Source organism: Nocardia takedensis NBRC 100417, assembly GCF_000308695.1.
In the GTDB taxonomy this organism is placed as follows: domain Bacteria; phylum Actinomycetota; class Actinomycetes; order Mycobacteriales; family Mycobacteriaceae; genus Nocardia; species Nocardia takedensis.
Window position 1 is genome coordinate 17,554 of sequence record NZ_BAGG01000264.1, and the last position, 26,309, is coordinate 43,862.

At 69.7% G+C, this 26,309-nt stretch carries 27 protein-coding genes; 9 read left to right on the plus strand and 18 right to left on the minus strand.

Features of this window, described 5'->3' with window-relative positions; all coding sequences use genetic code 11:
- Positions 1–423 precede the first annotated feature (423 nt).
- Both ON30_RS33920 and ON30_RS33925 read left to right on the plus strand, forming a co-directional pair.
- Entirely contained in the window at positions 424–1,929 is a 1,506-nt protein-coding gene (locus tag ON30_RS33920) for an ArnT family glycosyltransferase (RefSeq protein WP_157184055.1), read from the plus strand.
- 23 nt (positions 1,930–1,952) lie between these two features.
- Entirely contained in the window at positions 1,953–4,154 is a 2,202-nt protein-coding gene (locus ON30_RS33925) for an MMPL family transporter (RefSeq protein ID WP_040714409.1), read from the plus strand.
- Between the two features lie 60 nt (positions 4,155–4,214).
- Here ON30_RS33925 and ON30_RS33930 read toward each other — a convergent pair whose 3' ends face one another.
- Together ON30_RS33930 and fabG are read right to left on the minus strand one after the other, a co-directional pair.
- Entirely contained in the window at positions 4,215–5,090 is an 876-nt protein-coding gene (locus ON30_RS33930) for an SDR family oxidoreductase (protein WP_051030384.1), read from the minus strand.
- Positions 5,091–5,223: 133 nt separating this feature from the next.
- A complete protein-coding gene (fabG, locus tag ON30_RS33935) occupies positions 5,224–5,970 on the minus strand; it encodes a 3-oxoacyl-ACP reductase FabG (RefSeq protein ID WP_040714411.1) in 747 nt (248 codons plus the stop codon).
- 156 nt (positions 5,971–6,126) lie between these two features.
- Here fabG and ON30_RS33940 point away from each other — a divergent pair, with 156 nt between their 5' ends.
- Positions 6,127–7,275, plus strand: coding sequence for an acyl-CoA dehydrogenase family protein (locus ON30_RS33940; protein WP_040714413.1), 1,149 nt, complete (start codon positions 6,127–6,129; stop codon positions 7,273–7,275).
- A gap of 100 nt (positions 7,276–7,375) precedes the next feature.
- Here ON30_RS33940 and ON30_RS33945 read toward each other — a convergent pair whose 3' ends face one another.
- Positions 7,376–8,233, minus strand: coding sequence for an aldo/keto reductase (locus ON30_RS33945; RefSeq protein WP_040714415.1), 858 nt, complete (start codon positions 8,231–8,233; stop codon positions 7,376–7,378).
- On the opposite strand from ON30_RS33945, the gene ON30_RS39920 reads away from it, so the two are divergent.
- Positions 8,232–8,405 (plus strand): hypothetical protein, encoded by a 174-nt coding sequence (locus ON30_RS39920; protein WP_157184056.1) that lies wholly within the window; start codon positions 8,232–8,234, stop codon positions 8,403–8,405. The genes ON30_RS33945 and ON30_RS39920 overlap by 2 nt on opposite strands.
- 20 nt (positions 8,406–8,425) lie before the next feature.
- On the opposite strand, the gene ON30_RS33950 is transcribed toward ON30_RS39920, so the two are convergent.
- Positions 8,426–9,274, minus strand: a complete 849-nt coding sequence (locus ON30_RS33950; protein ID WP_040714490.1) for a sterol desaturase family protein — start codon at positions 9,272–9,274, stop codon at positions 8,426–8,428.
- Between the two features lie 72 nt (positions 9,275–9,346).
- Here ON30_RS33950 and ON30_RS33955 point away from each other — a divergent pair, with 72 nt between their 5' ends.
- Complete coding sequence (locus ON30_RS33955; protein ID WP_040714417.1) at positions 9,347–9,982, plus strand: TetR/AcrR family transcriptional regulator; 636 nt, start codon at positions 9,347–9,349, stop codon at positions 9,980–9,982.
- Positions 9,983–10,050: 68 nt separating this feature from the next.
- On the opposite strand, the gene ON30_RS33960 is transcribed toward ON30_RS33955, so the two are convergent.
- Together ON30_RS33960 and ON30_RS33965 are read right to left on the minus strand one after the other, a co-directional pair.
- Positions 10,051–10,794: a maleate cis-trans isomerase family protein gene (locus ON30_RS33960; protein ID WP_040714420.1), complete on the minus strand. Its 744-nt coding sequence runs from the start codon at positions 10,792–10,794 to the stop codon at positions 10,051–10,053.
- Entirely contained in the window at positions 10,791–11,387 is a 597-nt protein-coding gene (locus tag ON30_RS33965) for a TetR-like C-terminal domain-containing protein (protein ID WP_051030385.1), read from the minus strand. Before ON30_RS33965 ends, ON30_RS33960 begins: the two co-directional genes overlap by 4 nt.
- An 82-nt stretch (positions 11,388–11,469) precedes the next feature.
- On the opposite strand from ON30_RS33965, the gene ON30_RS33970 reads away from it, so the two are divergent.
- From ON30_RS33970 to ON30_RS33985, 4 genes are all read left to right on the plus strand, one after another.
- The gene (locus ON30_RS33970; protein ID WP_040714422.1) at positions 11,470–12,363 is read left to right on the plus strand and encodes a DUF4437 domain-containing protein; all 894 of its coding nucleotides are present in this window, start codon (positions 11,470–11,472) and stop codon (positions 12,361–12,363) included.
- Between the two features lie 143 nt (positions 12,364–12,506).
- Positions 12,507–13,877 carry a dihydroorotase gene (locus ON30_RS33975; RefSeq protein ID WP_245554333.1) on the plus strand — a complete coding sequence of 457 codons (1,371 nt, stop codon included), beginning with the start codon at positions 12,507–12,509 and terminating at the stop codon, positions 13,875–13,877.
- 140 nt (positions 13,878–14,017) lie between these two features.
- Complete coding sequence (locus ON30_RS33980) at positions 14,018–15,442, plus strand: MFS transporter (RefSeq protein WP_306307405.1); 1,425 nt, start codon at positions 14,018–14,020, stop codon at positions 15,440–15,442.
- Positions 15,443–15,465: 23 nt separating this feature from the next.
- Positions 15,466–16,125: an isochorismatase family protein gene (locus ON30_RS33985; RefSeq protein ID WP_051030386.1), complete on the plus strand. Its 660-nt coding sequence runs from the start codon at positions 15,466–15,468 to the stop codon at positions 16,123–16,125.
- Between the two features lie 60 nt (positions 16,126–16,185).
- Here ON30_RS33985 and ON30_RS33990 read toward each other — a convergent pair whose 3' ends face one another.
- From ON30_RS33990 to ON30_RS34045, 12 genes are all read right to left on the minus strand, one after another.
- Complete coding sequence (locus tag ON30_RS33990) at positions 16,186–16,743, minus strand: neocarzinostatin apoprotein domain-containing protein (protein WP_040714426.1); 558 nt, start codon at positions 16,741–16,743, stop codon at positions 16,186–16,188.
- Positions 16,744–16,751: 8 nt separating this feature from the next.
- Entirely contained in the window at positions 16,752–17,174 is a 423-nt protein-coding gene (locus tag ON30_RS33995) for a neocarzinostatin apoprotein domain-containing protein (RefSeq protein ID WP_040714428.1), read from the minus strand.
- On the minus strand, positions 17,171–17,788 hold the full coding sequence (locus tag ON30_RS39925; RefSeq protein WP_040714430.1) for a neocarzinostatin apoprotein domain-containing protein: 618 nt from the start codon (positions 17,786–17,788) through the stop codon (positions 17,171–17,173). Before ON30_RS39925 ends, ON30_RS33995 begins: the two co-directional genes overlap by 4 nt.
- Positions 17,785–18,906, minus strand: coding sequence for a hypothetical protein (locus ON30_RS39930; RefSeq protein ID WP_157184057.1), 1,122 nt, complete (start codon positions 18,904–18,906; stop codon positions 17,785–17,787). The genes ON30_RS39925 and ON30_RS39930 overlap by 4 nt, the downstream gene beginning before the upstream one ends.
- A gap of 229 nt (positions 18,907–19,135) precedes the next feature.
- Positions 19,136–20,098: an alpha/beta fold hydrolase gene (locus ON30_RS34010; RefSeq protein ID WP_051030387.1), complete on the minus strand. Its 963-nt coding sequence runs from the start codon at positions 20,096–20,098 to the stop codon at positions 19,136–19,138.
- 194 nt (positions 20,099–20,292) lie between these two features.
- The gene (locus tag ON30_RS34015; RefSeq protein ID WP_040714434.1) at positions 20,293–21,036 is read right to left on the minus strand and encodes a maleate cis-trans isomerase family protein; all 744 of its coding nucleotides are present in this window, start codon (positions 21,034–21,036) and stop codon (positions 20,293–20,295) included.
- Between the two features lie 23 nt (positions 21,037–21,059).
- Positions 21,060–21,827 carry an SDR family oxidoreductase gene (locus tag ON30_RS34020; RefSeq protein ID WP_040714435.1) on the minus strand — a complete coding sequence of 256 codons (768 nt, stop codon included), beginning with the start codon at positions 21,825–21,827 and terminating at the stop codon, positions 21,060–21,062.
- The gene (locus tag ON30_RS34025; protein ID WP_040714436.1) at positions 21,824–22,741 is read right to left on the minus strand and encodes a hypothetical protein; all 918 of its coding nucleotides are present in this window, start codon (positions 22,739–22,741) and stop codon (positions 21,824–21,826) included. The genes ON30_RS34020 and ON30_RS34025 overlap by 4 nt, the downstream gene beginning before the upstream one ends.
- On the minus strand, positions 22,738–23,427 hold the full coding sequence (locus ON30_RS34030) for a hypothetical protein (RefSeq protein WP_040714437.1): 690 nt from the start codon (positions 23,425–23,427) through the stop codon (positions 22,738–22,740). Before ON30_RS34030 ends, ON30_RS34025 begins: the two co-directional genes overlap by 4 nt.
- On the minus strand, positions 23,424–24,545 hold the full coding sequence (locus tag ON30_RS34035) for an aromatic ring-hydroxylating dioxygenase subunit alpha (RefSeq protein ID WP_040714438.1): 1,122 nt from the start codon (positions 24,543–24,545) through the stop codon (positions 23,424–23,426). The genes ON30_RS34030 and ON30_RS34035 overlap by 4 nt, the downstream gene beginning before the upstream one ends.
- 109 nt (positions 24,546–24,654) lie before the next feature.
- Entirely contained in the window at positions 24,655–25,503 is an 849-nt protein-coding gene (locus tag ON30_RS34040) for a dienelactone hydrolase family protein (RefSeq protein WP_157184058.1), read from the minus strand.
- Entirely contained in the window at positions 25,500–26,309 is an 810-nt protein-coding gene (locus ON30_RS34045) for an oxidoreductase (protein WP_051030417.1), read from the minus strand. Before ON30_RS34045 ends, ON30_RS34040 begins: the two co-directional genes overlap by 4 nt.

A 26,309-nucleotide genomic window follows, 5' to 3' on the forward strand; every position in this document is an offset into this window, starting at 1 on the left:
TTGTTTTAATCACAGATTTCGACTGTAACGGGCTCCAGTTACTCGTAAGTAGCTGGGAGTTTGGGCACGCCATCGCCCGCTTCGCGGCGGTAGGCCCTCCCGATCGCCGTCGGGTTGCCTGAATCTTGGTGCGTCGCTACGGCTGTGTCGTGCACAGCATTTGCGGATCACGGAACTGGAAAGCTAGCATTTCGTGCAGTTGCACAATCCGAGTACGACCGCGACGGCCCGAGCATCTGAAGGTTAGCTGCCGGGGGGATTCTGTTCATCGACGACCAGGTGTGCCGAAGCGCGCGGTGGCTTCGGGTCGCACCTGTCGAAAAGTCCTGGGGGCAGTTCATGACAGCGGTCGCCGCGGTGCGTGTCGAGCCGAGCGTCGTCCCGGATAATTCTTCGCGGTTCGCATTTCGCGGCGTCGCGATCATGGCGCTGATTTCCCTGATCGCGCTCACGATCACGGCGGGGCGATACGATTTCTTCGGCGACGAACTGTATTTCCTGTCCGCCGGACGCCGACTCGACTACACCTACGCCGACCAGGGCGTGGTGGTGCCCCTGTTCGCCCGGATCGCGGACGTGCTCGCACCGGGATCGGTGACGGCGCTGCGATTCCCGGCCGTCGTGATGGGCGTCGGCGCGATCGTGGTCGCGGCGCTGATCGCCTACGAACTGCGCGGGAGTCGCCGAGCGCAACTGCTCGCGGCAGGCACCTACGCGACCTCCTACCTGCTGGCCACCCAGGTCGCGATGAGCACCTTCTCCTTCGACGCCACGCTCACGGCGGTGATCACCTGGCTGTTCATCCGATGGGTCCGCACGCGCCAGGACTGGCTGATCGTGGTCGCCGGTGTGGTCGCCGCCCTGGACATGCAGGTGAAGTGGATGATTCCGCTGGTCTGGGCATGCCTGGGCCTGGCGGTCGTGATGTTCGGTCCTCGGGAGATCCTGCGCCGTCCCGCGCTGTGGGTGGCGACCGCGATTCTGGGCTGCTCCGCGATCCCGATCCTCTACTGGCAGTCGCAACACAATTGGCCGCAGTTGGCCATGGGCGCGATCATCGGCGCCGAACAGGACGCCACAGGCTACGGACCGATCGGCTTCCTGCCGCAGTGGCTCGGACTGGCGGGCGTGCTGGGTTCGTTGATGATCGCGGTCGGATTCTGGGGCGTGTGCCAACGGGAATCGTTGCGCCCCTACCGATTCATCGCCGCCGCGCTGGTCTTCATGACCGTTTTCGTCATCCTCACCCACGGGCGGCCCTACTATCCCACGGGCTTCTTCCCGGCCATGTTCGCGCTCGGCGCAGTCGGTCTGTGGCAGTACGACCGAAAACGGTGGATGAACCTGGCGATGATCCCGATCGCCGCCGTCACCGCGGTGACGTTCGTCGCCTCGCTCACCGTGCTGCCGCTGCCGCCGAGTTGGCGCACGCCCTCGGAGAACGCCATCGACCTCGGCTTCCGGTCCGCATTCTTCGGCACCACCAATTGGACGCGCATGGTCGCCGCGGTCGACGTCGGCTACGACACCCTCACACCCGCGGAGAAGGCCCGCGCGGTCGTTGTCGCCCAAGGATATTGGCAGGCGGGAGCGGTCGAGGAGTTCGGTGGGCGCTACGACCTGCCCGCCACCTACAGCCCCAGTCGCGGTTTCGGATTCTTCGGGCCGCCACCGGATTCGGCGACCTCGGTGATCTACGTCGGGTTGAACACCGCCGAACCCGAATTGCGGACCCGCTTCGACCACGTGGAGCGAGTGGTCGACCTGGACGATCCGATGGGGATACCCGGTATCGACCGCATGGTCGCCGTCTGGAAATGTCAAGGGCCGAAGCAGCGTTGGTCGGTCGCGTGGGACACGATGACCACGCTGTACTTCGACCTGGGGCTCTGGCGCGACGCTCGGGCCACGACCAGACCCACTCGCTGAACTGACGGAACGGGGCCGCGGGAGTGTTCACGTACTGGGGCGACCTGGTCCACCGACTGCGGTTCGCGGTGCTCGGTCTCGTGACGGCCGGGCTGCTCGCGCTCGGCGCGTACGGCGCCGGTCTGGGCGATCACCTCGGTTCCGGCGGACTGGACGACCCCGGGTCGGACTCCACGCGCGCCGCGCAGTTGATCGGTGCGGGCTTCGCCCTCAACCACGACGTCGACGTGGTCGTCCTCTACACCGCGCCGACCGGGTCGACCGTCGACGATCCCGACTTCGCCGCCGCGATCGTCGGCAACCTGAACGGCCTGCCGGAGCGACACCCCGGTCGGATCACCGGGGTCAACGGGGCCTACTGGCCGACCCGGACCGGGAAGAGCAGCGGACCGCCCTTCGCCACGGCCGACCGGCGACACGCCGTCGCGACGATCGCCCTGCGCGGCGACAACGACGACGACCTGCTCCGCAACTATCGGGAGGTGCGGGGCGCCTTCGACATTCCCGGCGTCGACGTGCGGGTCGGCGGTCTGCGACCGGTGGCCAACGCGCTCAACGACACCATGGCCGAGGACATCCGGCGCATGGAGACCCTGGCGTTCCCCGTGGTCGCGGTGCTGCTGTTCGTCGTGTTCGGCGGCCTGGTCGCCGCCGCGCTGCCCTTGATCGTCGGCGGGCTGACGATGATCGGGGCCAACGGGATCATCCGCTTCGCGACCGGGTACGTGGAGGTCAATTCGTTCGTCGCACCGGTGATCTCGATGATCGGACTCGGATTGGCCATCGACTACGGCCTGTTCATCGTGAGCCGATTCCGCGAAGAACTCGCGGACGGTCACGACACACCGGCGGCGGTGCGGCGCACGGTGATGACCGCCGGGCGCACGGTGGTGTTCTCCGCGACGATGATCGTCGCGAGCGCGGGCGGCATGCTGCTGTTCCCGCAGGGCTTCCTCCGATCCATCGCCTACGGCGCGATCTCGGCCGTGTCGCTGGCGGCGCTGACCGCGGTCACGATCCTGCCCGCGCTGCTGGCCGTCCTCGGTCCGCGCGTGGACACGGGGGGATTCGCGAAGCTGCGCCGGATCAGGACGGCCGAGGAAATCGAACGGAGCTTCTGGGGCACGGCCGCGCAGTGGGTGATGCGGCACCCCGCGAAAATCGCGGTCACCCTGTGCGTCGGACTGGCGCTGCTGATCCTGCCCGTGCAGAATCTGGCCTTCGGCGGATACAGCGAACGATATCTGCCCCCGGACAACAGCACTCGCCTCGCCCAACAGCACATCGACACGTTGTTCCCCGTGCGCCGATCCGATCCGATCGAACTGGTCTTCGTCTCCGCCGACAGCATCGCCGTCGGCGCCGCCTGGAAGCAGGCCAACGACGCGCCCGGCCTGTCCGCCGCGTTCGACGTGCCCCAGCGGTCCGGCACGCGCCCCGACATCTACCGGACCAGAGCCCTGCTCGCCGACTCCGACCGCGCCGAGGCCACCATCGACTACTTGCGGTCGATCGAAACCCCCGACGGCGTAGGGATGTTCGTCGGGGGAGTGCCCGCCGTCGAGAAGGACAGCCTCGACGCGTTGGCGGATCGGTTGCCGCTGATGATCGCCCTGGTCCTGCTCGTCACGACACTGCTGATGTTCCTGACCTTCGGGTCGCTGATCCTGCCGATCAAGGCGGCGCTGACCAGCGCGCTCGGGCTCGGCTCCACCCTGGGCATCCTGACCTGGATCTTCATCGACGGCCACGGCGCGGGACCGCTGAACTTCACCCCGCAACCCATCCAGGCCAACGTCCTGGTGCTGATCCTCGCCCTGATCTACGGCCTGTCCACCGACTACGAGGTGTTCCTGATCTCGCGCATGGTCGAAGCGCGCGCCAGGGGCGCGAGCACCGCCGACGCGATCCGGATCGGAACCGCGCAGACCGGGCGCATCATCACCGCAGCCGCCCTGATCCTGCTCGTCGTCACCGGCGCGTTCGCCTTCTCCGACCTGGTGTTGATGCAGTACATCGCCTACGGCATGATCGCCGCGCTGCTCATCGACGCCACCGTCCTGCGCCTACTGCTGGTACCCGCCAGCATGAAACTCCTCGGCGACCTGTGCTGGTGGGCTCCCGACTGGATGAAGCGAATCCACCGGCGCGTCGGCGCGAGCGAATTCCTGCTCGAAGACGAACGGCCGAGCGCCGCATCGACTCTGGTCGGAGCGGGTCGCTGAACTCGGGGTGTGCCGATCGGCCGGCCTGCTCCGCTCGCGGGTCCGACGGGTCGGGGTGGGTCAGTCGTTCGCCGCGACTCGGGCGCGTTCGCGCATCGAGGCGATCACACCGCCGTCGGCGAGGATGTCGGTGCCGGTGAGATAGCCCGCGCCCGCGCAGAACACGAAGATCTCGGCCATCTCCTCGGGCCTGCCCCAGCGGGGGATCGCGAAATCGGCCACCATCGCGCCCGCGCCCGCGTCGGCCTCCAAGCGACCCATCTCCGTCTCGATGGAACCCGGTGAGACCGAGACGATCCGCAGCCCCCGCGCGGTGAACCGTTCGGCCTGCGAACTGCTGTACCACTTCACGAAACTCTTGCTGAGGGTGTAGGAGTATCCGGAGCGCGCCTGGTCCGGGACGACGTCGTAGAGGGCTCGCATCTCGGCGCCGAAACCGTCCTCGTCCTGTAAAGCACGCGAGAACTGGTGTGTCGGAGTCGCTTCGGCGGGCAGCATGTGCGCGGCCATCGACGCCACGTTCACGATCACCGCCCCCGGTACGGCCTTCCGGTAGAAGACTTCGTTGACGTGCAGTGTGCCGAGCGCGTTGGTTCTCATCACGTGGTCGGCGTCGCCCATGCTGGGGCTCACGCCCGCGGTGTTGACGACCGACGCCAGGACGCCCAGTTCGGCCGCGATGTCGAACAGTCGCTCGACGGCCGGTAGGTCGGTGACGTCGCAGGGAACGGAGGTGGCGGTGATGCCGTTCTCGGCGAGCGCGGCGGTCACGGCGTCGAGTCGGTCGCGCCGGTTGTCGGCGAGGACGACCGCGTGGTCGCGTCCGAGGATCGCGGCGGTGGCGGCTCCCATGCCGCCCGCGCCGCCGGTGATGATCGAAACCGGGCGTACGTTCGGGACTCGGTGCGGTTCACCCTCGACCGTGGTGGCTGTCATCTTCGACCTCGTTCCCGCTCGCCGGCGTTCGGCGGCAACGATAGCAATCGCTCTGGACGAATGTATAGACAGTTGTACGGACAGATGCTTGAAAGTCTTCGGGGCGGCGGAACGGGCTCAGGCGTCCGCGTGTTCACATGAACCGTCCGCCGGTGACCTCGAGGACGGTGCCGGTCATGTAGGAGGACAGGTCGGAGGCGAGGAACAGTGCCACCGAGGCGATCTCCTCGACCTCGCCCGCGCGGCCGAGGGGGATCTCGGCCATCTTCTGGTCCCACACCTTCTGCGGCATGGCCTCGGTCATGGCGGTGCGGATGAGTCCGGGTTGGATGGCGTTGACGCGCACGCCGAGGTGGGCGAGTTCTTTGGCGGCGGCCTTGGACAGACCCACGATGCCCGCCTTGGCGGCGGAGTAGTTGGTCTGGCCCGCCAGGCCGATCTTCCCGGAGAGCGAGGACATGTTGACGATGCTGCCGCTGCCGCGTTCGCGCATGACCGCCCCCGCGAGTCGGGTGCCGTTCCAGGTGCCTTTGAGGTGGACGTCGATGACCTGGTCGAACTGGTCCTCGGTCATCGTGCGCATGGTGGCGTCGCGGGTGATGCCGGCGTTGTTGATCATGATGTCGACGGGGGAGAAGGCGTCGGCGGCGAGGTCGAGGGCGGCCTGTACCTGATCGGCGCGGGTGACGTCGCAGCGGATGCCGCGGGCGAGGGACGGGCCGCCGAGTTCCGCGGCCGCCGCGTCGGCGGCGTCGCCGTCGATGTCGCAGAGGACGACGCGTGCGCCTTCGGCGAGGAAGCGTCGGGCGATGGCGTAGCCGATGCCTTGGGCGGCTCCGGTGATGACGGCGGTCTTGTCGGCCAGCAAGGGTCCGGTCATGGTGTGTGCTCGCTCTCCGGGTGATCTCGAATCGGTCCGGGATGTACCGTGCCTGGTCGAGGGCGGGTTTGTCGACCACCGCGACGGCGGTGCGGGTGAGTGATGCGTCCTCCGTCCCGGCCGGCCGCGCCGCGTGCGTGCAGTAGGAAGGTTGGTATGAGCCTGACACCCGATGAGCGGCACGTGGTCGATCTGGTCGCCGATTTCGTGGACCGGCGCGTCGAAGGTCGCGTGCGCGAGTTCGAGGAGGACGACGTCTATCCCGAGGAGTTCATCGAGGAGATGAAGGAACTCGGGTTCTTCGGTTTGCTCGTGCCCGCCGAGTACGGCGGTGTGCAGGTGAGTACCGCGTGTTTCGCGGCGGTGACCGAGGAGTTGGCGCGGGGGTGGATGAGTCTGGCGGGCGCGATCGGTGGTCATTCGGTGATCACGTATCTGATCAGGACTTTCGGTACGCCCGAGCAGAAGTCTCGGTATCTGCCGAAGATGGCCGAGGGTGCGATTCGGGCGACGATGGCGTTGACCGAGCCCGCGGGTGGCAGTGATCTGCAAGCCATGCGGACCGTGGCCGTGCGCGAGGGCGATCGGTGGTCGATCACCGGTTCGAAGACGTGGATCTCGAATGCCGCGCATTCGGGGCTGATCGGCTTGCTGTGCGTCACCGACCGGGCCGCGACGCCCGCGCACAAGGGTATGAGCGTGATGCTGGTGGAGCCGGGTGAGGGCTTGGTGATCTCGAAGAAGCTGCCCAAGCTCGGTTATCGCGGCGTGGAAGCGTGTGAGTTGGTGTTCGACGGGCGCAAGGTCGATGACGACGCGATCCTGGGTGGGGTGCCGAATCTGGGGTGGAGTCAGATGATGCGTGGTCTGGAGGTCGGTCGTATCCAGGTGGCGGCGCGCGCGTTGGGTGTGGGTCAGGCGGCGTTGGACGCGGCGGTGCGGTACGCGCAGGAGCGGGAGTCGTTCGGCAAGCCGATCTGGAAGCACCAGGCGGTGGGGAATCTGTTGGCCGATATGGCGACCAAGCAGCGCGCCGCCCGGCTGCTGACCTTGGACGCCGCTCGCAAACTGGACGCGGGTGAGCGCGCGGATATGGAGGCCGGGATGGCGAAGTTGTTCGCCTCCGAGACCGCGATGCAGATCGCGTTGGACGCGATCCGTGTGCACGGCGGTTACGGCTATTCCAAGGAGTACGACGTCGAGCGCTATTTCCGGGACGCGCCGTTGATGATCGTGGGTGAGGGGACCAACGAGATCCAGCGCAACGTGATCGCCGCGCAACTCATCGCCCGCAACGCGATCTGAGCGGAGTCCGCACCGAGACCCCAGTGGCACCCCGGGCTGACGCGCCCCGCCCGACCCGGCGGCGTCCCGAGGAACACGTGCCGGTCGGGCGGGAGCGAACTCAGACGGCGGCCGCCAACGCGTCGAACTCGTCGTCGGTCAATTCCACGTCCACCGCCGCCACGTTCTCCTCGAGATGGGCGACGCTCGAGGTGCCGGGGATCGGGAGGATCACGGGCGAACGCCGGAGCAGCCACGCCAGGGCGAGTTGGGCCGGCGCGACGCCCTTCTCGCGGGCGAGCGTGTCCAGCGGGCCGCCAGGCTTGGACAGTTCCCCGGTCGCCAGGGGGAACCACGGGATGAAGCCGATGCCGCGCTCGGTCGCGTGGTCCAGCAGGGGTTCCGCCGACCGGTTGGCGAGGTTGTAGAGGTTCTGCACGGTCGCGATCGTGGCGACCTTCGAGGCGGCCTCGAGTTGGTCGACCGAGACCTCGGACAGGCCGATGTGCTGGATCTTACCCTCGTCCTGGAGGTCTTTGAGCTCGCCGACCTGGTCTTCCAACGGCACTTCGGGGTCGATGCGGTGCAGTTGGAACAGTGCGATCCGGTCGACGCCGAGATTGCGCAGCGACAGTTCGGCCTGCTGGCGCAGATAGGCCGGGCGACCGACCGGCGTCCAGATGCCCGGCCCTTGGCGGGTCAGCCCGGCCTTGGTGGCGATCACCAGATCCGGCGCGTACGGCGCGAGCGCGGTCCTGATGAGCTGTTCGGCGACGACCGGCCCGTAGGAGTCGGCGGTATCGATGAAGGTGACGCCGAGTTCGACGGCACGGCGCAGCACGCGCACCGCCTCGTCGGGATCTTTCGGCGGCCCCCACACGCCGGGACCCGTGAGCTGCATGGAACCGAAGCCGAGCCGATGGACGTCGAGGTCGCCGAGGGTGAAGGTGCCGCTGCGGGCGGCTGTGGTGGGGGTCATGCCAAAGAACAACCACCTCGGGCCGGTAGGGATTCCTGCCGTCCTCGTGCCCATCCCCGGCACCGCCGCACCCGCGCACCTGGTGGCGAACCTCGCGGCGGCCGACCTCGACCTCACCGACGACCGGTACCGACGCCTGGACCGCCTCGTGACGCCGCCTGGCGAGCAATGACAGCCGGCGAGCGATGACGGCTACTCGCGGGTGGCGGGCCGCCAGCCGGGCGGGCCGAAGGCGTAGCCGAGCCAGTCGCGCATTCGTCTCGTGGAGCGCAGGTCTCGGAGCAGTGCGCCGAATTCGTAGTACTGCAACGTGAGGACGTTGGTGCTGTCGATGTTCTTGGTCAGTCCGTAGGTGGGGCGGAAGGTTTCGGCGCGGAAGGTGCCGAAGATCCGGTCCCAGAGGATGAGGATGCCGCCGTAGTTGCGGTCCAGGTACTCCGGGTCGCTGGCGTGGTGCACGCGATGGTGCGACGGCGTGTTGAACACGAACTCGAACCAGCGCGGCAGTTTCCCGATTGTCTCGGTGTGCACCCAGAACTGGTAGATCAGGTTGAACGACCAGGCCGTGAAGATCATCCACGGCGGCACGCCCAGCAGGGGCAGCGGTGTCCAGGCCAGGAGCTCGAACCAGGGGTTCCACTTCTGCCGCAGCGCGGTGGCGTAGTTGAAGTAGCGGCTGTTGTGGTGCACCTGGTGCGCGGCCCACACCAGGCGCACCCGGTGCGAGGTGCGGTGGTAGAGGTACCAGAGCAGGTCCACCCCGAGCATGACGGCCACCCAGGCCAGCGGGTCGCGCGGGTCGAGATGCCAGGGCGCGAGGGTGTAGAGCACGGCGTAGCCGAGTAGGGCCCCGAATTTCGCCGCGCCGCTGACGAAGACCGAGACGGCGCCCATCACCAGGCTGTTGCGCGCGTCGACCTTCTCGTATCCGCCGCGGTCCTCGGGGTGGCCGCGCAGCGCGAGGATCTCGAGGAGCATGGCGAGCGCGAAGAACGGGATCGCGTAGGTCACCGGCTGGTGGATCTGCTCCCACAGCGACATCGCACACACCTAACCACTATGTGACCCTATGGTCACTTCGAGTGATGTGACCGTAGGGTAAGTTCTTGTCGCATGTCAACGGCCGGCGCACTGGGCACCAAGGGGATGCCGTCGGGCGACCGACGCGAGGAGATCCTGCGCGCGGCGAGGGGCGAATTCGCCGAGCACGGGTTCCGCGGCGTGTCCGTGACCTCCATCGCGGCGCGCGCGGGCATCTCCAAAGCGCTCGTCTACCAACACTTCACCTCGAAGGACCAGCTCTACGCGGACTGCCTGGCCGCCGTCGGCGAACCGGTCATGGCCCGCCTCGAGATCGAGATGAGCGACGCGACGCGACCGTTCGCCGCGCCCGCCAACGCGTTGCGCGGTCTGTTCGACACGCTCGGCCCCGACCGCGCCGCCTGGCGGATCATCCACGATCCCGGCGCGCCCGCCGACGGCGTCGCGGGTGCGCTCGCCCGCGACTACCGCGCCCGGATCGCCGCGCACGCCGACGCGGGCGTGCGCCGCTTGCTGGCGGCGCTGGGCGACACCGACCCCCGCGACATCGAAGCGCTCGTGCACATCTGGACCGCCGTCGTAGACGCCGTCATGGCGTGGGCGCGCGAACACCCGGACGAATCGGCCGACGACCTCACCGCCCGATTCACCCGCCTCATCGACACCGTGTTCTCCATCGGCGCCGACCGGAACGCCGCCGAACGCTGACACCGGACGGACACTCGGCCCGGTTCGCGGAGGCTGTGACGTCGTGTTCGCCCGGTTACCCGGGCGGGTCAGTGTTCGCGCAGCAGCGTGCCCGCACCGTCGACACGGTCGTCGATGCCGTGTTCGCGCAGCGCGTGCCACAGGGTGGCGGCGTTGATGGCGATCACCGGTTTGCGGAGTTCGGCTTCCAGGCGGTCGGCCTGGGCGACGAAGGACAGGTTGGTGCCGACCTGGACGATGGCCTGTGCCTCGGCGCTGTCGATCGCGCCGATGACCGAATCGATCTCGGGGGCATCCACTTTGGCGATGTCGGTGGCGGTGGCGCAGCGCAGTCCGGTGATGGCGGTGACCTCGAATCCGGCCTCGGTGAAGAAGCGCGCCACTTCGATGTCGGCCACGGGTTGGTAGGGGGAGAAGACGGCGATCCGGCGGCAGCCGAGGGCGTGCAGGGCGGCGCGGCAGGAGGACGCGCCGGTCGTGACGGGCAGACCGGTGCGCTCGCGCAGGCGGCGCTCGAAATCGGCGTTGCCCGCCACGCCGCCCCAGAACGTCTCGGCCGACATGCCCATGACCATGCGGTCGGGTTCGGCGGTGAGCGCGTCGCGGACGGCGGTGTCGATGGCGGCGCGGATCTGACCGAGCAGCGCGGTGAACCGGGTGTCGTCGCCCATCGTCGGGTCGGGGATGTGCATGGAGCCGGCGCGGAAGCCGACATCGGCGATGCCTGCCCGCCAATAGTCGTGTTCGACAACGGTGTTGGTGCTGGGAACGATGACGCCGAAGATCGCGCGGCGGCCGACGGTGTTGGTCATGGTGCGGACTCCTGGGTGGTTCCGGGCGGCACGGCGAGCCTGCCGAGGGTGTGCTCGACCGCGCGATGGGCGCGGTCTCGGTCGACGGGCGCGTCGAGCAGCAGGGCGTCCACGAGCAGGGGGGCGACGATGGCGTCCACGGCTTCGTCGATCTCGGTCGCCGCGACATCCTCGGGCAGTTGCGCGCGCAGCACGGTGTGGAACGGGGCGAGCAGGTCTCGCACGTAGCGCACGCGCAGGTCGCCGCAGGTGGGGTCGGTGGCCGAGGCGGTGACCAGCGCGCGCAGGAACGCGGCGACGGGCTTGTCGCGCAGGCGATCACAGAGTCCGTCGACTTCGGCGTGCAGGTCGGCGGCGAGGTCGCCGGTGGGGTGCGCGGCGGGATGCGGCGCGACCGCGATGAGGGCGGCGAGGAATTCGCGCGGCGTCGGCCAGTGCCGGTAGACGGTCGAGCGGGCGACGCCGGTGGCGGCGTGGACGCGCTGGGGCGTCAGCGCGGTCGCGCCTTCGGCGAGCAGTAGTTCCAGTGCCGCGGTGAGCACGATCGCCTCGGTGTCCGCGGCGGGTCCGGCGGGGCGTCCAGGTCGAGTCACGGATTTAACGATACATCTTGTATCCGAAAATATTAATTGCTACGGTCCGTATCGGAAATAGCGCCGACCCGAGGAGGACGCCATGCGCCCCCATGTCGAGCTGATCGACGAGAAGGATCTGATCTGGCATCATGCCGAGTTCCGACACGCGACCGGCACCGCCGAACAACGCAATCTGAGCTACGACGAGGAGGACGGCTCGGCCTCGCTGAAGGTCCGATTCACCAGCGACTGGTCCCGCCCCGCCGGAGTGCACGCCGCCGACACCGAATGGTTCGTCCTGTCCGGGAGCCTGACCATCGGCGATCGGGAACTCGGACCGGAGGGCTACTGGACCGCGCCCGCCGGCGTGCTCACCCCGCCGATCACGGTCGCCGCGGGCACCGAGATCCTGCTGTTCCGCGAATTCGCCGACTGGGCCTTCGAGCCCGCCGACGCGGACCGCGACACCGTGCGGGCCGATCAGGTCCTGGTGGTCCTGGATTCGGCGGCGATGCCGTGGATCGACGTCGCCGACGGCAGCCCCATGCGCTTCGACCTCGGCGGCACACCCGTGCCCGGCCTCTACATCAAACTGCTGCACCGCGACGCCGAGACCGGCTTCTACACCCGCCTCATCAAGGCCAAACCGGGGTGGCGCGAACAACCGCTGGCCCACCACCCGTGCAGCGAGGAGGCGTACTGCCTGGACGGGGGATTCGACTACAACTACGGACAGATGTGGCCGGGCGCGTACTTCTGGCGGCCCGCGCTGATCCGCCACGGCGATTTCACCGCCGACGCCGAGGCGGGCTGCACGTGGCTGGTGCGCTCGGACGCCGACCTCGTGGACTGGTACACCGACAACGCCCGCGTCGTCATGACCGGCGACGCCACCAACTGGGGGCCGGAGTACGCGCAGAGTCTCGCGCCCAACTACGTCCAACCGGTGCGCTCGCGCTCGATCGGTCCGTGGAGCGACCCCAGCCGTCAGTAGCGACGCCTCGCGTCGGAAAACCCTTGTGTCGAAACAGAGAAGCGGAGTGCGTGGTGTCGTCGGTGGACCTTCTGATCAGGAATGCCCGTGTGGTTCGTCCGGGTGATCGCCGGACCGACGCGCCACCGCCCACGGATATCGCGGTGAGCGCCGGCACGATCACCGCGATCGAGCCCGGCCTGCCCGTCGCCGGGGCGGGCCGGGTCTTCGACGCGGGCGGACTACTGGCCTTCCCCGGCGTGGTCGACGCCCACCAGCACTGGGGCATCTATCGCGGACTGGGCGAGGACGCGCACAGCGAGAGTCGGGCGTGCGCGCAGGGCGGGGTCACCACCTCGCTCAGCTATCTGCGCACCGGCCGCTACTACCTCAACCGCGGCGGCTCCTACCGCGACTTCCTGCCGATCGCGCTCGCCGAACTCGAGGGCCGCTCCTACGTCGACCACGCGCTGCACCTCGCGCCGATGACCCGCGAGCACATCGCCGAGATCCCGATGCTCATCGAGGAATTCGGCGTCACCTCGTTCAAGATCTTCATGTTCTACGGCGGGCACGGCCTGCACGGGCGCTCCGAGGATCAGGCCGACTTCTTGATGATCGGCCCCGAGGACCGTTACGACCTGGCGCATTTCGAGTTCGTCATGCGCGCGCTGACCGAGGCCCGCGCCCGGTTCGGCCCCGGGGTGTCGCTGTCGCTGCACTGCGAGACCGCCGAGATCATGGCCGCCTACACCGCATTGGTCGAACGCGAAGGCGCGTTGACCGGGCTGCGCGCCTACAGCGCCTCGCGACCGCCGCACTCGGAGGGCCTGGCGATCACGATGGCCTCCTATCTGGCCCACGAGACCGGTTTGGCGAACATCAATCTGCTGCACCTGTCCTCGGAGAAGGCCGTGGCCGCCGCGTTGACGATGGCGGCGGCGTTCCCGAACGTGGACTTCCGCCGCGAGGTCACCATCGGTCACTTGCTGGCCGACGTCGACACCGCGCACGGCCTCGGCGGCAAGGTGAACCCGCCGCTGCGCGAACGGTCGGATGTGGAGGCCCTGTGGCGGCATCTGCTCGCGGGCGAGATCGACTGGGTGGTCAGCGATCACGCCTGCTGCCGGGAAGAACAGAAGTTCGGGACGAACCCGGACGACGTCTTCGCGGCCCGCTCCGGATTCGGTGGCGCGGAATACCTGCTGCCCGGGTTGGTGGGCGAAGGGTCGCGTCGCGGACTGCCGCTGTCGCGGATCGCGGAGTTGACCGCCTCGAATCCAGCGCGCCGCTACGGCCTGCGCACCAAGGGTGACCTCGCCGTCGGATACGACGCCGACATCGCGTTGGTCGACCCCGAGGGGAGCTGGACCGTGCGCGCAGCCGATTCCGAATCCGCCCAGGAATACACGCCTTTCGAGGGGTTCGCGATGAACGCCCGGGTCACCGACGTGTTCCTGCGCGGCGCGCAGATCTGTCGCGACGGCGCGGTGGTCGGCGAACCGCGCGGCGTCCATCTACGCCGATGCCCCTGAGGCGAACCCGCCCGGGGGAGTCCGCGACACCGCGCCCCTGGCGGGTGTTCGCCGGCGCCGGAACTGTGGCGCGACCGTCTCGCGGGGAGTCCCCGCCATCGCGCCCGTGGCGGGTGTTCGCCGCCACCAGCGTCGGCGTGGTGGCGGTGTTTCTCAACATCAGCGGACTCGGGGTGGCGCTGCCGACCATCGCCCGCGAAGTGGGCGCGGACGCCGCGCAGGCGCAGTGGATCCTGCTGAGCTACCTGCTGGTGACCACCGCGCTGATCCTGGTGTTCGGCAGGCTCGCCGACATCCTCGGCCGCCGCAGGCTGTATCTGGCGGGGCTGACGCTGTTCACCGTCGCCACCGCCCTGTGCGCGGTCGCGGATTCGCCCCATCTGCTGATCGCGGCCCGCACGGTGCAGGGCATCGGCGCGGCGGCCTGCGTCACCAACAACACCGCGTTGCTGACCGATACGTTCGCTCCCCCCGATCTCGGCCGGGCACTCGGATGGAACGTCACCATCGCGGCGGTGGCCCAGGTGGCCGGACCGGTCGTGGGCGGCGCGGCGACCGCGGCGCTCGGTTGGCGCGGCCTGTTCCTGGTGTGCCTGCCGATCGGCGCGCTCGCACTGGTCATGTCGGTGCTGTTCATTCCGCGCCCCCGCGCCGCGCCCACCGCCCGGGAGCGTTTCGACCTGACCGGTGCGGTGCTGGCCACGGCGGCGCTGACGGCGATGGTCGCGGCGTTCACCGCCGGACCGGACAGCGCGCGTGCGGCGCTGATCGGCGGGGCCATCGCCTGCTGCGCGCTGGTCGCGTTCATGATCGTGCAGGTTCGTCGTCGGCATCCGCTGGTCGACCTGGGACTGTTCCGGAACCGCACCATCGCCCTGGTCCTGGCGGCGGTGCTGGCGAACGCGGTCGCGACCAACGCCGTGGTGGTCGTGATCTCGCTCTACGGCCAAGCGGGCGGCCTGTCCTCGGTGGCCGCGGGCGCGTTGGTCGCGCCGGTCGCCCTGGGCACCGTTGTGGCGGCCGCGCTCACCAGCGCGCTGACCGCCCGCCACCCGGCGCGCACCCTGACGGCGCTCGGGGCGGGGGCGACCGTTCTCGGTCTGGCGGGTATGGCCGCGTTGCTGTCCGCCGGGTCCGCCGCGCCGTGGGCACTCACACCGCTGCTGTTCGCGATCGGCGCGGGCAACGGTCTGTTCATGACGCCGAGCACCAACGCGCTCATGACGGCCGCGCCCGCCGCGCGCCGCGGCATCGCCAACGGATTGCGCTCCACCGCACAGAATCTCGGCACGCTGACGAGTTCGACCCTCGCGCTGGCTCTGGGCACGATCGGACTGTCCGACCCCGCGCGGCGCGCGGCACTCGACGGCACACTCGCGGCGGTCACCGCCTCCGACCAGGACCTATTCGTCACCAACCTGCGCGTGGTCGTCCTCGTCTTCGCCGGGCTCGCGCTGCTGTCCCTGGCGCTGTGCCTGCTCCTGCCGCGCCGCACGCCGATCCCGGCCGCGCCGCGAGCCGCCCTCGACCTCCCGCAGCCCGCGGGGACCGCACCGAGGGCTTGATCCACCCCGAGAGAGGTAAACGGATGAACTCCGAACCAGCCCCCACGACCGTATCCGCCACGGCGCTGACCGCCGATTACGCGGAGGCCGGATTCGGTCGCACCCTGGAACCGGGGCGCAGTCCCGCCCTGGTCCTGGTCGATCCAGCGCGGGCCTACATCGATCCGGCCTGTTCGCTGTACGCGGGCGTGGAGGAGGAGGTAGCGGCGATGCGGACCCTGCTGGGCGCGGCGCGGGCCGCCGGGATTCCGGTGGTCGTCACCGAGGTGCGGTTGCGCGCCGACGGCGCCGACGCGGGGGTGTTCTTCCGCAAGGCCGCGAGTCTGCGGGCGTTCTGCGAGGGCAGTCCGTTCGCCGAATTCATCGACGGGCTCGCCCCGAGTGCGGCGGAACTGCGCGTGACCAAACGCTATCCGAGCGCGTTCTTCGGCACCGCCCTGCACAGTCATCTCACCGCGCTGGGCGTGGACACGGTGTTCATCGCGGGCCTGTCGACCAGCGGGTGCGTGCGCGCGACCGCGTTGGACGCGATGCAGCACGGTTTCGTGCCGATCGTGGTCCGCGAGGCGGTGGGCGACCGCGATCCCGGCGTGCACGCGGCGAACCTGTTCGACATCGGACAGAAGATGGCCGAGGTGTGGGAGCTGGCGCGGGCGGTCGAGCACCTCGCCGAGCGTCGCTGATCCGTGCCGCCGACACGACGAATCCCCGAGGCGCGTCGCGCGCCTCGGGGATTCGCGGTCTCAGGACGCTCGTCTGCGGGCGAAGACGAACAGCGCGACGGCGGCCAGCACCGCCACCACGCCGGCACCGACGAACACCGTCGTGTAGTCGGTCTCGGGCTCGGCCGCCGGGGCGGCCTGTGCCGGAGCGGCCGCCGCGGGTTCGGCCTTGCCGAAGGACAGCGGCACCGAGGCCAGGATCGCGGTGGGGTCGGTGAGACTGGTGACCGCGATGGCGCACGCGCCCGCCGCGCTCGTGCAGTCCACCCCGCCCACCGCGGGAGCCACGGTGATCGCGGTGGCGCCGGTGGTGGATCGCCACACGCCCGCGGCGTCCACCGCGCCCATCAGCGACCCCGGCAGGTCGCAGTCCGCGGGTCCGGCGACCAGCGGTTTGCACTGTCCGACGGCGACCATCGGCATATTCGCGGGCAGCCCGTCCAAGGTGATCGAGACGGATTGGCCGGGAGTGAGACCGTCGCGCGCGTCGACCTGGAGGGTCGGCGCGGCCCCGGCGGGTGCGGCGCACAGGAGCAAGGTCGCGCCGAGGGCCGACCCGAGGACGGCTCGCGTTCCCATCACGCCGCCTATCCGAAACTCAACGGAGCCGTGGCCAGGATGGCCGACGGGTTGTTGAGGCTGGTGACCGCGATCATGCACGCGCCCGCGCTCGCCAGACAGTCGACACCGCCGACCGCGCCGACGACAGTGACCGCCGAGCCCGCGTTGGATCGCCACGCGCCGCCGTCGTCGGCGCGGCCGATCAGGCTGCCGACCAGGTTGCAGTCGGCGGGTCCGGCGACCACCGCTTTGCACTGTCCGATCGCGACCGAGCCGTAGCTGCCGTCGATGCCGTTCAGCGAGACGCTCACGGCCTGTCCGGTGCTGAGTCCCGCCGTCTGGCTGACCCACAGCGACGGCGCGGCCGAGGCGGTGGCGGCCGTGCCGAGCAGCGCCGCGGACGCGAGCAGAGCGGCGGCGGTGGCGACTCGGGTTCGGGTGACTGTCATTTCTCCTCCTGGGTTTTCCTGGTGTGCGCGGGTCTGGTGAAGACCAGACCGGCGACGATCACTAGCAGCGCCGCCGTGGCGAACCACAGCGGCGTCGATGGGCCGGACACGTCCTCGGTCGCCGCGATGACGGTGGCCGGCGTCTGGGTGGCGCCGCCGTGGAACGGCGTTCCCGCGAATCCGACGAGCACGGTGACCGAGTTGGCGGCCATCACGCTGTCCGGTTCGCTGCCCGGCAGTGGCGCGGCGGCGATGACGCACTGCTGGGTGGCGCAGTCGATCGCGGCGAAGCGCGTGCGGGCGGTGAGGGTGAGTTCGGGGAAGGTGCCGTCGGCGGCGATGTTGACGAAGGTCGCGCCGCCTTCGAGGTCGCAGTCGCGCAGCCCGTTGGTGTAGCCCTGGCGGCACAGGCCGACCGCGACCGCGGCGAGGTTGGGTTGGAAACCGGTGCCGCGCACTGTGATCCGTTGGTTCTCGGTCAGCCCGTCCTGGGCTCCGACGTGCAGGACGGCCGGATCGGGCGCGGCGCTCGCGGGCACGGGGGCGAGCAGGACGCTCACGCCGATCGCGGCCGTGTACACGGCGCGCGCGGCGCGGGAGGCGAGGGTGGTCACGGTCGAACTCCTACGGGGGTGCGGGGACGCGGGGCGGTGAGCACGGTCGCGGCGACCAGCAGCAGCAGCGCGCCCGCGGCGAGGGTGAGCGCGGTGCCCGCGCCGAGGACCGCGCCGAGCGCTTCGACGAGGCCGAGTCCGGCGACCGCGCCCAGTCCCGCCGCGCACAACAGGGCGGTCGGGGCGCCGTCGCGGTCGGGGCGGGCGGCGGCGCGGGCGCAGGCCGCCGAGGTGACGGCGACGCCGACGCCGATCGCCCACGCGGCGGACGCGACCGCGACCAGCAGCAGACCACCGGCCGCGAGGATCGCGAACGGGGCGGGGTCGCGGGGCTTGCCGGGTACGAGGACGGCGAGCAGTGCGGCCGCGCCGGCGAGGGCGATGATCGGTATCCGCGCGAGATCGGTCAGCTCCCACCGGAACAGCAGTAGGTGCGGTGCGCCCGCGAAGGCCGCGCCCAGGGCCGCGCCGAGGGTCGCCGCGCCGAGCAGGTCGGTGCGACCCCACGCTCCCGGTGTGGAGGGGGACACCGTCGGCGCGCCGATCGCGGCCGGGAGTGCGATGACGGCGAGTACCGCGGCGGCGAGCCCCGCCGCCAGCAGTCCGTCCGTCGGATCGGCGTGGGTGAGACGGGCCACCGCGGCGCCGGCGAGCAGGCCGAGCCAGCTCAGGGCGTGGCGAACGGTGGTGGACGGGCGATCCGCGGCGCGCAGTCGGGCGGTGGCGTGGACGAGTCCGGTGGCCGCGCCCGCCGTCAGGATCGCGCAGCAGAACGGAATCGGCGCGGTGGTGATCGAGGCGACGACCAGGCAGGCGCTCGCGAGGACCGCGCACCACGCCGCGGCGGCGGGGACGCGGAGCAGTCGGGGGGCGAGCAGGGCGGTGAGGCTGCCCAGCGCCGCCGCGGTGACGGTGATGTAGCCGATGACCGCGCCGGGCACGCCGAGGATTCCGCCGATCGGCTTGGCCAGCAGCAGCAGGACCGCGCCGCCCGCCGATCCCGCGAACGCCGCGCTGCCGGTGAGCGTCCAGGTCAGCAGGATCTCCGCGCGGCCTCCGGTCGCACGCGGCGACCCGGCCGGGGTGGCCGGCGGGGCGATGGTGGTGGGATCGCTCACCTTGTCTCCATTCATGTTCCACTGAGGGAAACGTGGTTTCTCGCTGTGCATATTGAATCCGTGCTGGTCCGAGCAAGTCAAGGTGTGAAAACTGCTCGAAACACGAACGTTTCGTGGGGCCTGCCGATCCGCTCGGCGAAACGGTTGTTTCCCCGCTTCGCACCCGCCGACGGGCGCGCGGGCGACGCGGTCCGCCGGGGGTCGCGCCGCCCACGCGGGAGTGCCCGGATCAGAAGGGGCGCAGGATATGGGCGCCCGGCGCGGCGGCCACGTCACTGAAGGCCGTGTCGGGATAGAACCGGGCGGTGGTCTCGCCGGAGACATAATCGTCGGCCCAGCCGACGGCGATCGAGTCCAGTTCGGAGACGTTGCGCGATTCGGGGACGCCGCACAGCAGTGTCCCGAGCGTGTCGGAACTGTCGCCCTCGGCGTCGGTGTGCACGCCGCCGGTGAGTCGGACGCCCAGGTAGGGGCGGTGCAGGTGGGTCTGCATCGAGGTGGTGCCGGTGCCGAGGTTGTTGCACGCCGACGGGGCCGCGGAGATCGCCCGGATCGGCAGGTCGGTCGGGTCGAGGTTGATCAGCGAGGGGTCGGTGTTGTTGTCGATGAACGATTTCACCGGGTCGAGCAGGACCAGGCCGCGTAGCGACGGCCAAGCCGCCGGATAGGCGGTGCGTAGTCGGTCGGCGACGTAGGTGACGGCTTCCGCGCCCGCCGAGTGTCCCGCGAAGACCATCTGCGCGGGCATGGTGATCGGCGGGTGCCCCGAGGCGCGGGCGGCCTCGGCGAGGCTGGTCGCCAACGCGCCGGTCGGATCGGCGGCCTCGCCGAACAGGGCGGCCACGGTGTTCAGGAAAGGTCGGTTGCCCGTGAGGTTCTGCAAGGTGCACCCGTTGAGGTCCATGAACGGCAGTGCGGGGGTGAACACGGCGTAGCCCGCCTCGGCGAAATGGGTGGCCAGCGCCGCGACGTTACGGTTGGTCCTGGCGAATCCGTGTTGCAGCCACACCAGCGCCTTGGGTTGTCCGGCGGGCAGGAACCAGTCGGAGTCCTGGTGCAGGGTCGCCGTCCCGCAGGCTATCGCGATGTCCTGGTTGTGGTGATAGGTGGGGGCGGCCTGGGCGACGGGGGCGGTGGCGAGGGTGACTCCGGCGGCGGTGGCGGCGATCAGGGTGGGGAGGCGATATCTCATCGAGGCTCCTGCGAAGGTGGGTATGTTTCCCAGAGTGGAATTGCGTTTCCTTGAAACCAATTCTGGGCCGCCCCGGATCGATGTCAAACCGAGCGTGAGTGATTCACATCGCTTCTGACCTGTGATTATGCAATTCTCGTCGCGGACGCCGACACACCCGCGCCGCACGGCGGCGCGGGTGGGGCCGGGCTCGGTCAGTACTCGCGCAGCAGGCTGCCCGCGCCCTCGACGCGATCGGTGATGCCGTTGTCGCGCAACGCCATCCACCAGGTCGCCGCGTTGATGGCGATCACCGGTTTGCCCAGCCATCGTTCCGCCTCGTCGGCCAACCCGACCATGGACAGATTCGTCCCGCACTGCACGAGCGCGTCGATCTCGGGCCCGTCGACCTCGAGCAGCGCCGCGCGCAAGGTGTCCTCGGTGACGTGGGCGATGGACACCGCCGTGGGACAGCGCAAGCCGGTGATCGCGGCCACCTCGAAGCCCAGCTCGCCGAAGAAGCGGATCACGTTGGCGTCGCCGACCGGCTGATACGGTGTGACCACCCCGATCCGCTTCGCCCCGTACAGTTCCAGCGCGCGCCTGCACGCCTCCGCGCCGGTGGCGACCTCGAGTCCGGTCAGGCCGCGGATCTGCTCGACGAAGCGCTTGTTGCCCGCCACGCCCTCCCAGAACGTCTCCGCCGACATGCCCATGACCATGTAGTCGGGCTCACAGGTCAGCACGCGCGCGCAGGTCGCGTCGAGTTCGGCGCGGATCTGCTCGAGCAGTCGCCCCATGCCCGCGTCATCGTTCATGTTCTGGTCGCGGATGTGGATGCGGCCGAAATGCGCGGTCACCCCCGGTACGCCCATCCGCGCGAAATCGGGCTCCACCACGGTGTTCGTCGAAGGGGCCAGGACCGCGAACTTGCGTCGCCAGCCCAATACGTCGGGCATCGTCGTCCTCCTGTGTGTCGGTGTCAGTCGGTGAACAGGTCGCGTCGCCGGACCGGGGCCAGGGCGAAACGCGCGGCGATGCGCGGACCGGTGAGCCGCCGGACGTGCGCGCCGTTGCGGGTGCGGGTGAGCGCGCGTTCGGCCAGCCACGGGGCCACCGTCTCGACGCGGTCGGCGAGGATGTTCATCACCTTGCGGATGCGGACCAGTTCGGCGTCGTCGTAGCCGTGCAGCAGCAGGTCCGTGATCACCATGCCCGGGCTGAGCAATCCGACGGTGACGCCGTCGGGCACTTCGCGGGCCAGCGCCTCGGTGAAATAGGTCAGTCCGCGTTTGCTCGCGCCGTAGACGCCGAGGCCGTCCACGATGCGGCCGTCGCTGCCCAGTCCCTCCATGTTCCACACGTGACCGCCGCCCGCGGCCGCCATCGCCGGAATCGCGACCGCGCACCCGTGCACCGCGCCCAGCAGATTCGTGCGCAGGACCGCCTCGGCCCGCTCGGCGGGCAATCGCCAGGCGGGGGTGCGGTCGTGGGAGATTCCCGCGTTGTTGATCCAGACGTCGATACGGCCGAAGCGCCGCACACCCGCGTCCCAGAACGTCTCGAGGGCGGCCCGGTCGGTGACGTCGGCGGTGGTGACCAGCGCCCGGTCCGGCAGTTCGACGCGCACCGCGGCGACCCGCTCGGGGTCGGTCCCGCACAGCAGGACCTGGTGTCCCGCGTCGAGCAGGGCGCGCGCGAGACCGAGTCCGATACCGCGGGTGCCGCCCGTCACGGCGATCGTCTTCACGACCGGTCCAGGATGCCGTGCAGCACCGCGGCGAGCCGATTGTGCTCGTGGAGTTCGACGACCAGCGCGATCCGGCTGCCCGCCCCCATGCCGGGTTCGGCGTCCATCATGAATTCCCTTCCGTGTGAACGCGTTCCGTCGGTGAAATGCAGCCGCGGATAGTTGGCCCGACCGAAGGCCGTCGCCGCGCCCCAGGCGTCGGGGCCCTCGTAGTACAGGCGCGCGCCGTCGCGGCGGACCGTGGTCTCGTAGGCGCGGTCGACCGCGCCCGACCAGCGCACGCGGTGTCGCGCGCCGAGCAGACCGGTCGGCTCCACCGACAACTCCACCCGCACCGCGCCGAGCGGTTTCTGTTCGGCGTCCCACAGTTCGCAGTCGCCGCCGAATCGGCTGACCTCTTTGGTCGGCAGGATGAAAGGAGTGGGACCGCACCGGGTCTCGTGGGCGAGATGATCCTCGACCAGCTCCGGCACGCGGGTGTAGAGGCCGTTGAACACCCCGATCAGCGCGGGGCCCTGGGTGAGCACCGAGGAATAGATCTGGGTGTCGCCGACGGTCTGATTCCAGGTGTTCAGCCCGACCTGCCAGCCCGGTCCGTAGTAGTGGGCGTCGACGAATCCGCCGTAGGGCTGTCCCGATCCGAAGAAATCCGGTCCGGTGTAGAGACGGTCGGCGTCGGAATCGACCACGCCGAAGGCGAACGGGGCGGCCAGGGTGAAGCGCGCGGCGAGGTCGCCGCCGCCCTGGATGCCGCCGTCCATCCGGTAGGTGGTGACACCGTCGGCGAACTCCGAGGAGCGGCGGATGTCCTCGAATCCGCGCCAGGCGCCGACAGCGTCGAACAGCGAAGGTCTGCCCACCCATTCGCCCGCGATGCGACGTTGCCACACACTGGGTTCGGCGACGGCGCTCATGCCAGCAACTCCCCGCGCACCCGTTCGCACTGTTCGTCGCCGATCAGCTGTCGCACCCGCTCCCACACGGGATCGACCCGCGGATCGAACAGATTGGCGCGTGCCGCCGCGTCCCGGACCGACAGTTCGCCCTCGATCGCGTCGATTCCTTTGTCCACCAACGTCAGCCAGTGGCGCAGGTAGCCGTCCACGGTGTCGTCCAGTGCGCGGAAGGCGTCCGGTGTGGCCCGGCACACCACCATCCACGGCGACATCATCGCCCGCTGGCGGGGGCCGATCGCGGCCGCCGAGAGACCGTCGAGGGTCCACGCTCCCTCGAAGAGATCGGTCAGCGGGGCGAAGGCGTCGTCGAGATAGTCCAGGTGCACGGCCAGATCGGCGCGGGGAATCAGATCGAGGTGCATCGCGTAGTACTCGGCCGAGGCCACCGAATCCAGGGTGAAGTGCGGGATCGGCGAATCGGCCGGGGTGAACGCGAAGACCATGTGGCTGTCGAGACCGATCTTCGGCACCACCAGCGAGACCACCACGGCCTTGTCGATGGGGCCGCCGTGCAGCACCCGCAGGCGACCGACCGGTGTCGGCGACATCGGACTGGTCAGGTCGAGATCGGTGGTGACCGCGAGACCCAGGCTCTCGGTCAGGGTGGACAGGGTGCGCTCGCACAGCGCGGCGGGCAGGCTCATGGTCGGGCACTTCCGTTGCGGGCCTTGTGCACCCAGGCGCTGGCCAGTTCGGGATGGTCGCGCCGCGAGGGCGAGGCGATGACGGTGGCGTTGCGGCGCGGCCCCTCGGTGGCGATGATGTCGTCGCCGCCGACCCACCAGCCCGCCTTGATCAACTGGGTCCGGCGGCGTCGGTAGGCGACCTGGAGGGCGTCGCTGCGCACGTGCAATTCGTCGGCCAGATCGAAGGGCAGCAGTTCGGGGCGTTGGGCCTCCACCACCGGTTGATCCTGGAGCAGGATCTTCGCGATCCGTTTGCGGGCGTTCTCGTCGGCCCAACCGCCGGTGAAGAAATTGCGGTAGCCGATGATCTTGATCAGGGTGCGTTCCTGGGACAGCGGGATGTTGAAGTCGTAGAGCAGCATGTCGCCGATCGGTAGGCGCACATGCAGTTTCACCACATTGGGCAGGTACCACCCGTTGGTGACGGTGACGTGTTCGGGTCGCGGCTTGCGTTTGGCGAGCAGTCCCCACAGCCCCTTGGGCGGCGGCGGGCTGAGCAGGATGTCGGCTTCGGCGGACCACTCGTCGGAGCGGATGCGGAAGTCGGGGATCTCGGGCTTGTCGGGGTTGCCGAAGGAGGTGCCGTGCACGAACGGGGTGTGCGAGGCGTCGACCACGTTCTCGAAGGTCCGCTCGTAGTTGGCCTCGACCTCCATCTCGAAGTGCACGGCGCGGAAGTTCGGGTCGTCGTGCTCCGGGATGACCGGGATGGGCGGGCGTTCCTCCTCGGGCAGATCGCCGAGGAAGGCCCACACCATGCCGTACCGCTCGACGGTCGGATAGGAGTCCACGCGCGCTTTGCGCGGGATGCTGCGCTGTTCGGCGTTGGCGGGGATCTTGACGCACGCGCCCGCCGGGTCGTACTGCCACCCGTGATACGGGCACGCGATGCAGTCGTCGACCACCGTGCCCATCGCCAGCGACCCGCCGCGGTGCACGCACAGATCCGACAGGCACACCGCGGCGCCCGCCCGGTCGCGGTAGAGGACGAAATCCTGGCCCAGGCAGGTCACCCGGCACGGCGTGCGGCTCACCTTCTCGGCGAATTCCAGTGCGTACCAGAAGTTCTTGAGCATGACGCTGACTCCTATCGGTGTTCCAGGACGACACCGGTGTCGTCGAAGGCGGACAGTTCCTTGCGCGCCACATCCGATCCGCGCACGTGCGCGTCGAGGAACAGCGTGGTCAGGCGGCGAACGGGGGGAGGGCGTCGGCGTCGGCGGGCCCGTCGAGGAAGGCCCTGGCCGCGGTGGGGTCGGTGTCGGCGATGCCGAAGTGATTGGCGCCCTCGACGACCGCGAGCAGGTGCCCCGTGCCGGGGAGCGCTTCGGCGAAGGTCCGTGCCACCGGATCGGCGCGGGTCGCGCCGTCCTCGCCGTAGCGGTCGGCGCTGCCCATGATGACGCCGTCGTTGGTGCCGACGCCGAGCAGGACCGGGCAGTCCACCTGGGCGGGCAGCACCGTCCCCGGCGCCCAGCCGAGCATGGTGGCGACCATGTTGTGCGAACCCCACCCGAACACCGCGCGGACACCGGGGAAGAACCGCGCCGATTGCAGGGCGACCGTGCCGCCGGCGGAATGTCCGCCGAGGGCGACGCGGTCCAGGTCCAGCGCGCTCGCCAACGGCGAGAGGCGGTGCAGTTCGGCGAGGGTGTCGAGGATCGCGCCGATGGTCGGGCAGGTGGGTCCGTCGCCGTAGGCGCCGGGACGCGCCGCCGCCAGGTCGACGCCGGGCGTCAGCCCGTACTGTCCGCCGAACAGTTCGGCGACCCGGTCGAAAGTGACGACCACGTAACCCTGTTCGGCGATCGCGCAGGCGTAGCGGCGGTAGGAGTCCTGCCCGACGTTGACTCCGGACAGGAAGATCACCACCGGGTAGGGCGCGCCGGCGGGGTCCGCGCCGAACACACCGGTGAGTCGTTCGGCGTCGTCGCCGCGCACCTCGGCGGGGTAATAGATCTTCAGATGCGCGGTGTCGAAAGGGCTTTCGCCGTGGGTGCGCACCGACCACCACAGCGACCGGACGACGCTCACGCGCTCGGCCTCGGCGAGACGCGGTCCCCGCCCCACAGCGCCCGCACCAGGCGTCCGGTCAGTTCCGCCCCGAACATCCGCTCGCCCATCACGTTGGCCGGATCGCGTTCGGCGATGTTGCGGCGGATCGCGAGATCCCGGTCGGCCAGTGCCGCGCGTTCGGTCTCGGGCACCGGATCGCCGCGCTCCACCCAGGACAGCCACAGGTCCACCCGCTCGCGCAGGGCGGCGGCGACGCTGTCGAGGTTGGCGCGGGTGGGCGGGAAGGAGTAGCAGTGCGCGACGGGGGACAGGCTCGTGCGGATGAAGCCGGTACGACTGGTGAACCACGCGAAATCCGGGTGCTCGACCTTGAAGTCCAGCCACGGCGCGTCCTGGCCGTCGTAGTAGCGGTCGAAGTAGTCGCCGTCGGCGACCAGGTCGACGCGCGGGATCGTGTCGACGTAGAACCAGCCCTCCGGCCACAGCAGCATCGCGATGCCCAGGTGCGGCACCCGCGAACTCGGACCGAGCCACACGGTGAGGTGCAGATTCACGAAACCGGTGCGCGGATCGCCGATCCAGGAGTGCACCATCCAGTCCACCTCGGGGCCGGAGTAGGCGGCGAGGCTGCCCGCCGGGCCGGAACCCGCGTCGCCGTAGGTCTCCAGATCGACCGTGCTCGCGTCGCGTTCGACGGCGAACCTGGCCGTGACGCGGTCCCGGAGTTCGGTCAGCAGCGCCCGCCACTCGGTGAAGGTCTCGGTCACATCCGCGCGCGGGTTCTCATCGACCATCTGCTCGACGTGTTGCAGTGTTTCACTCAC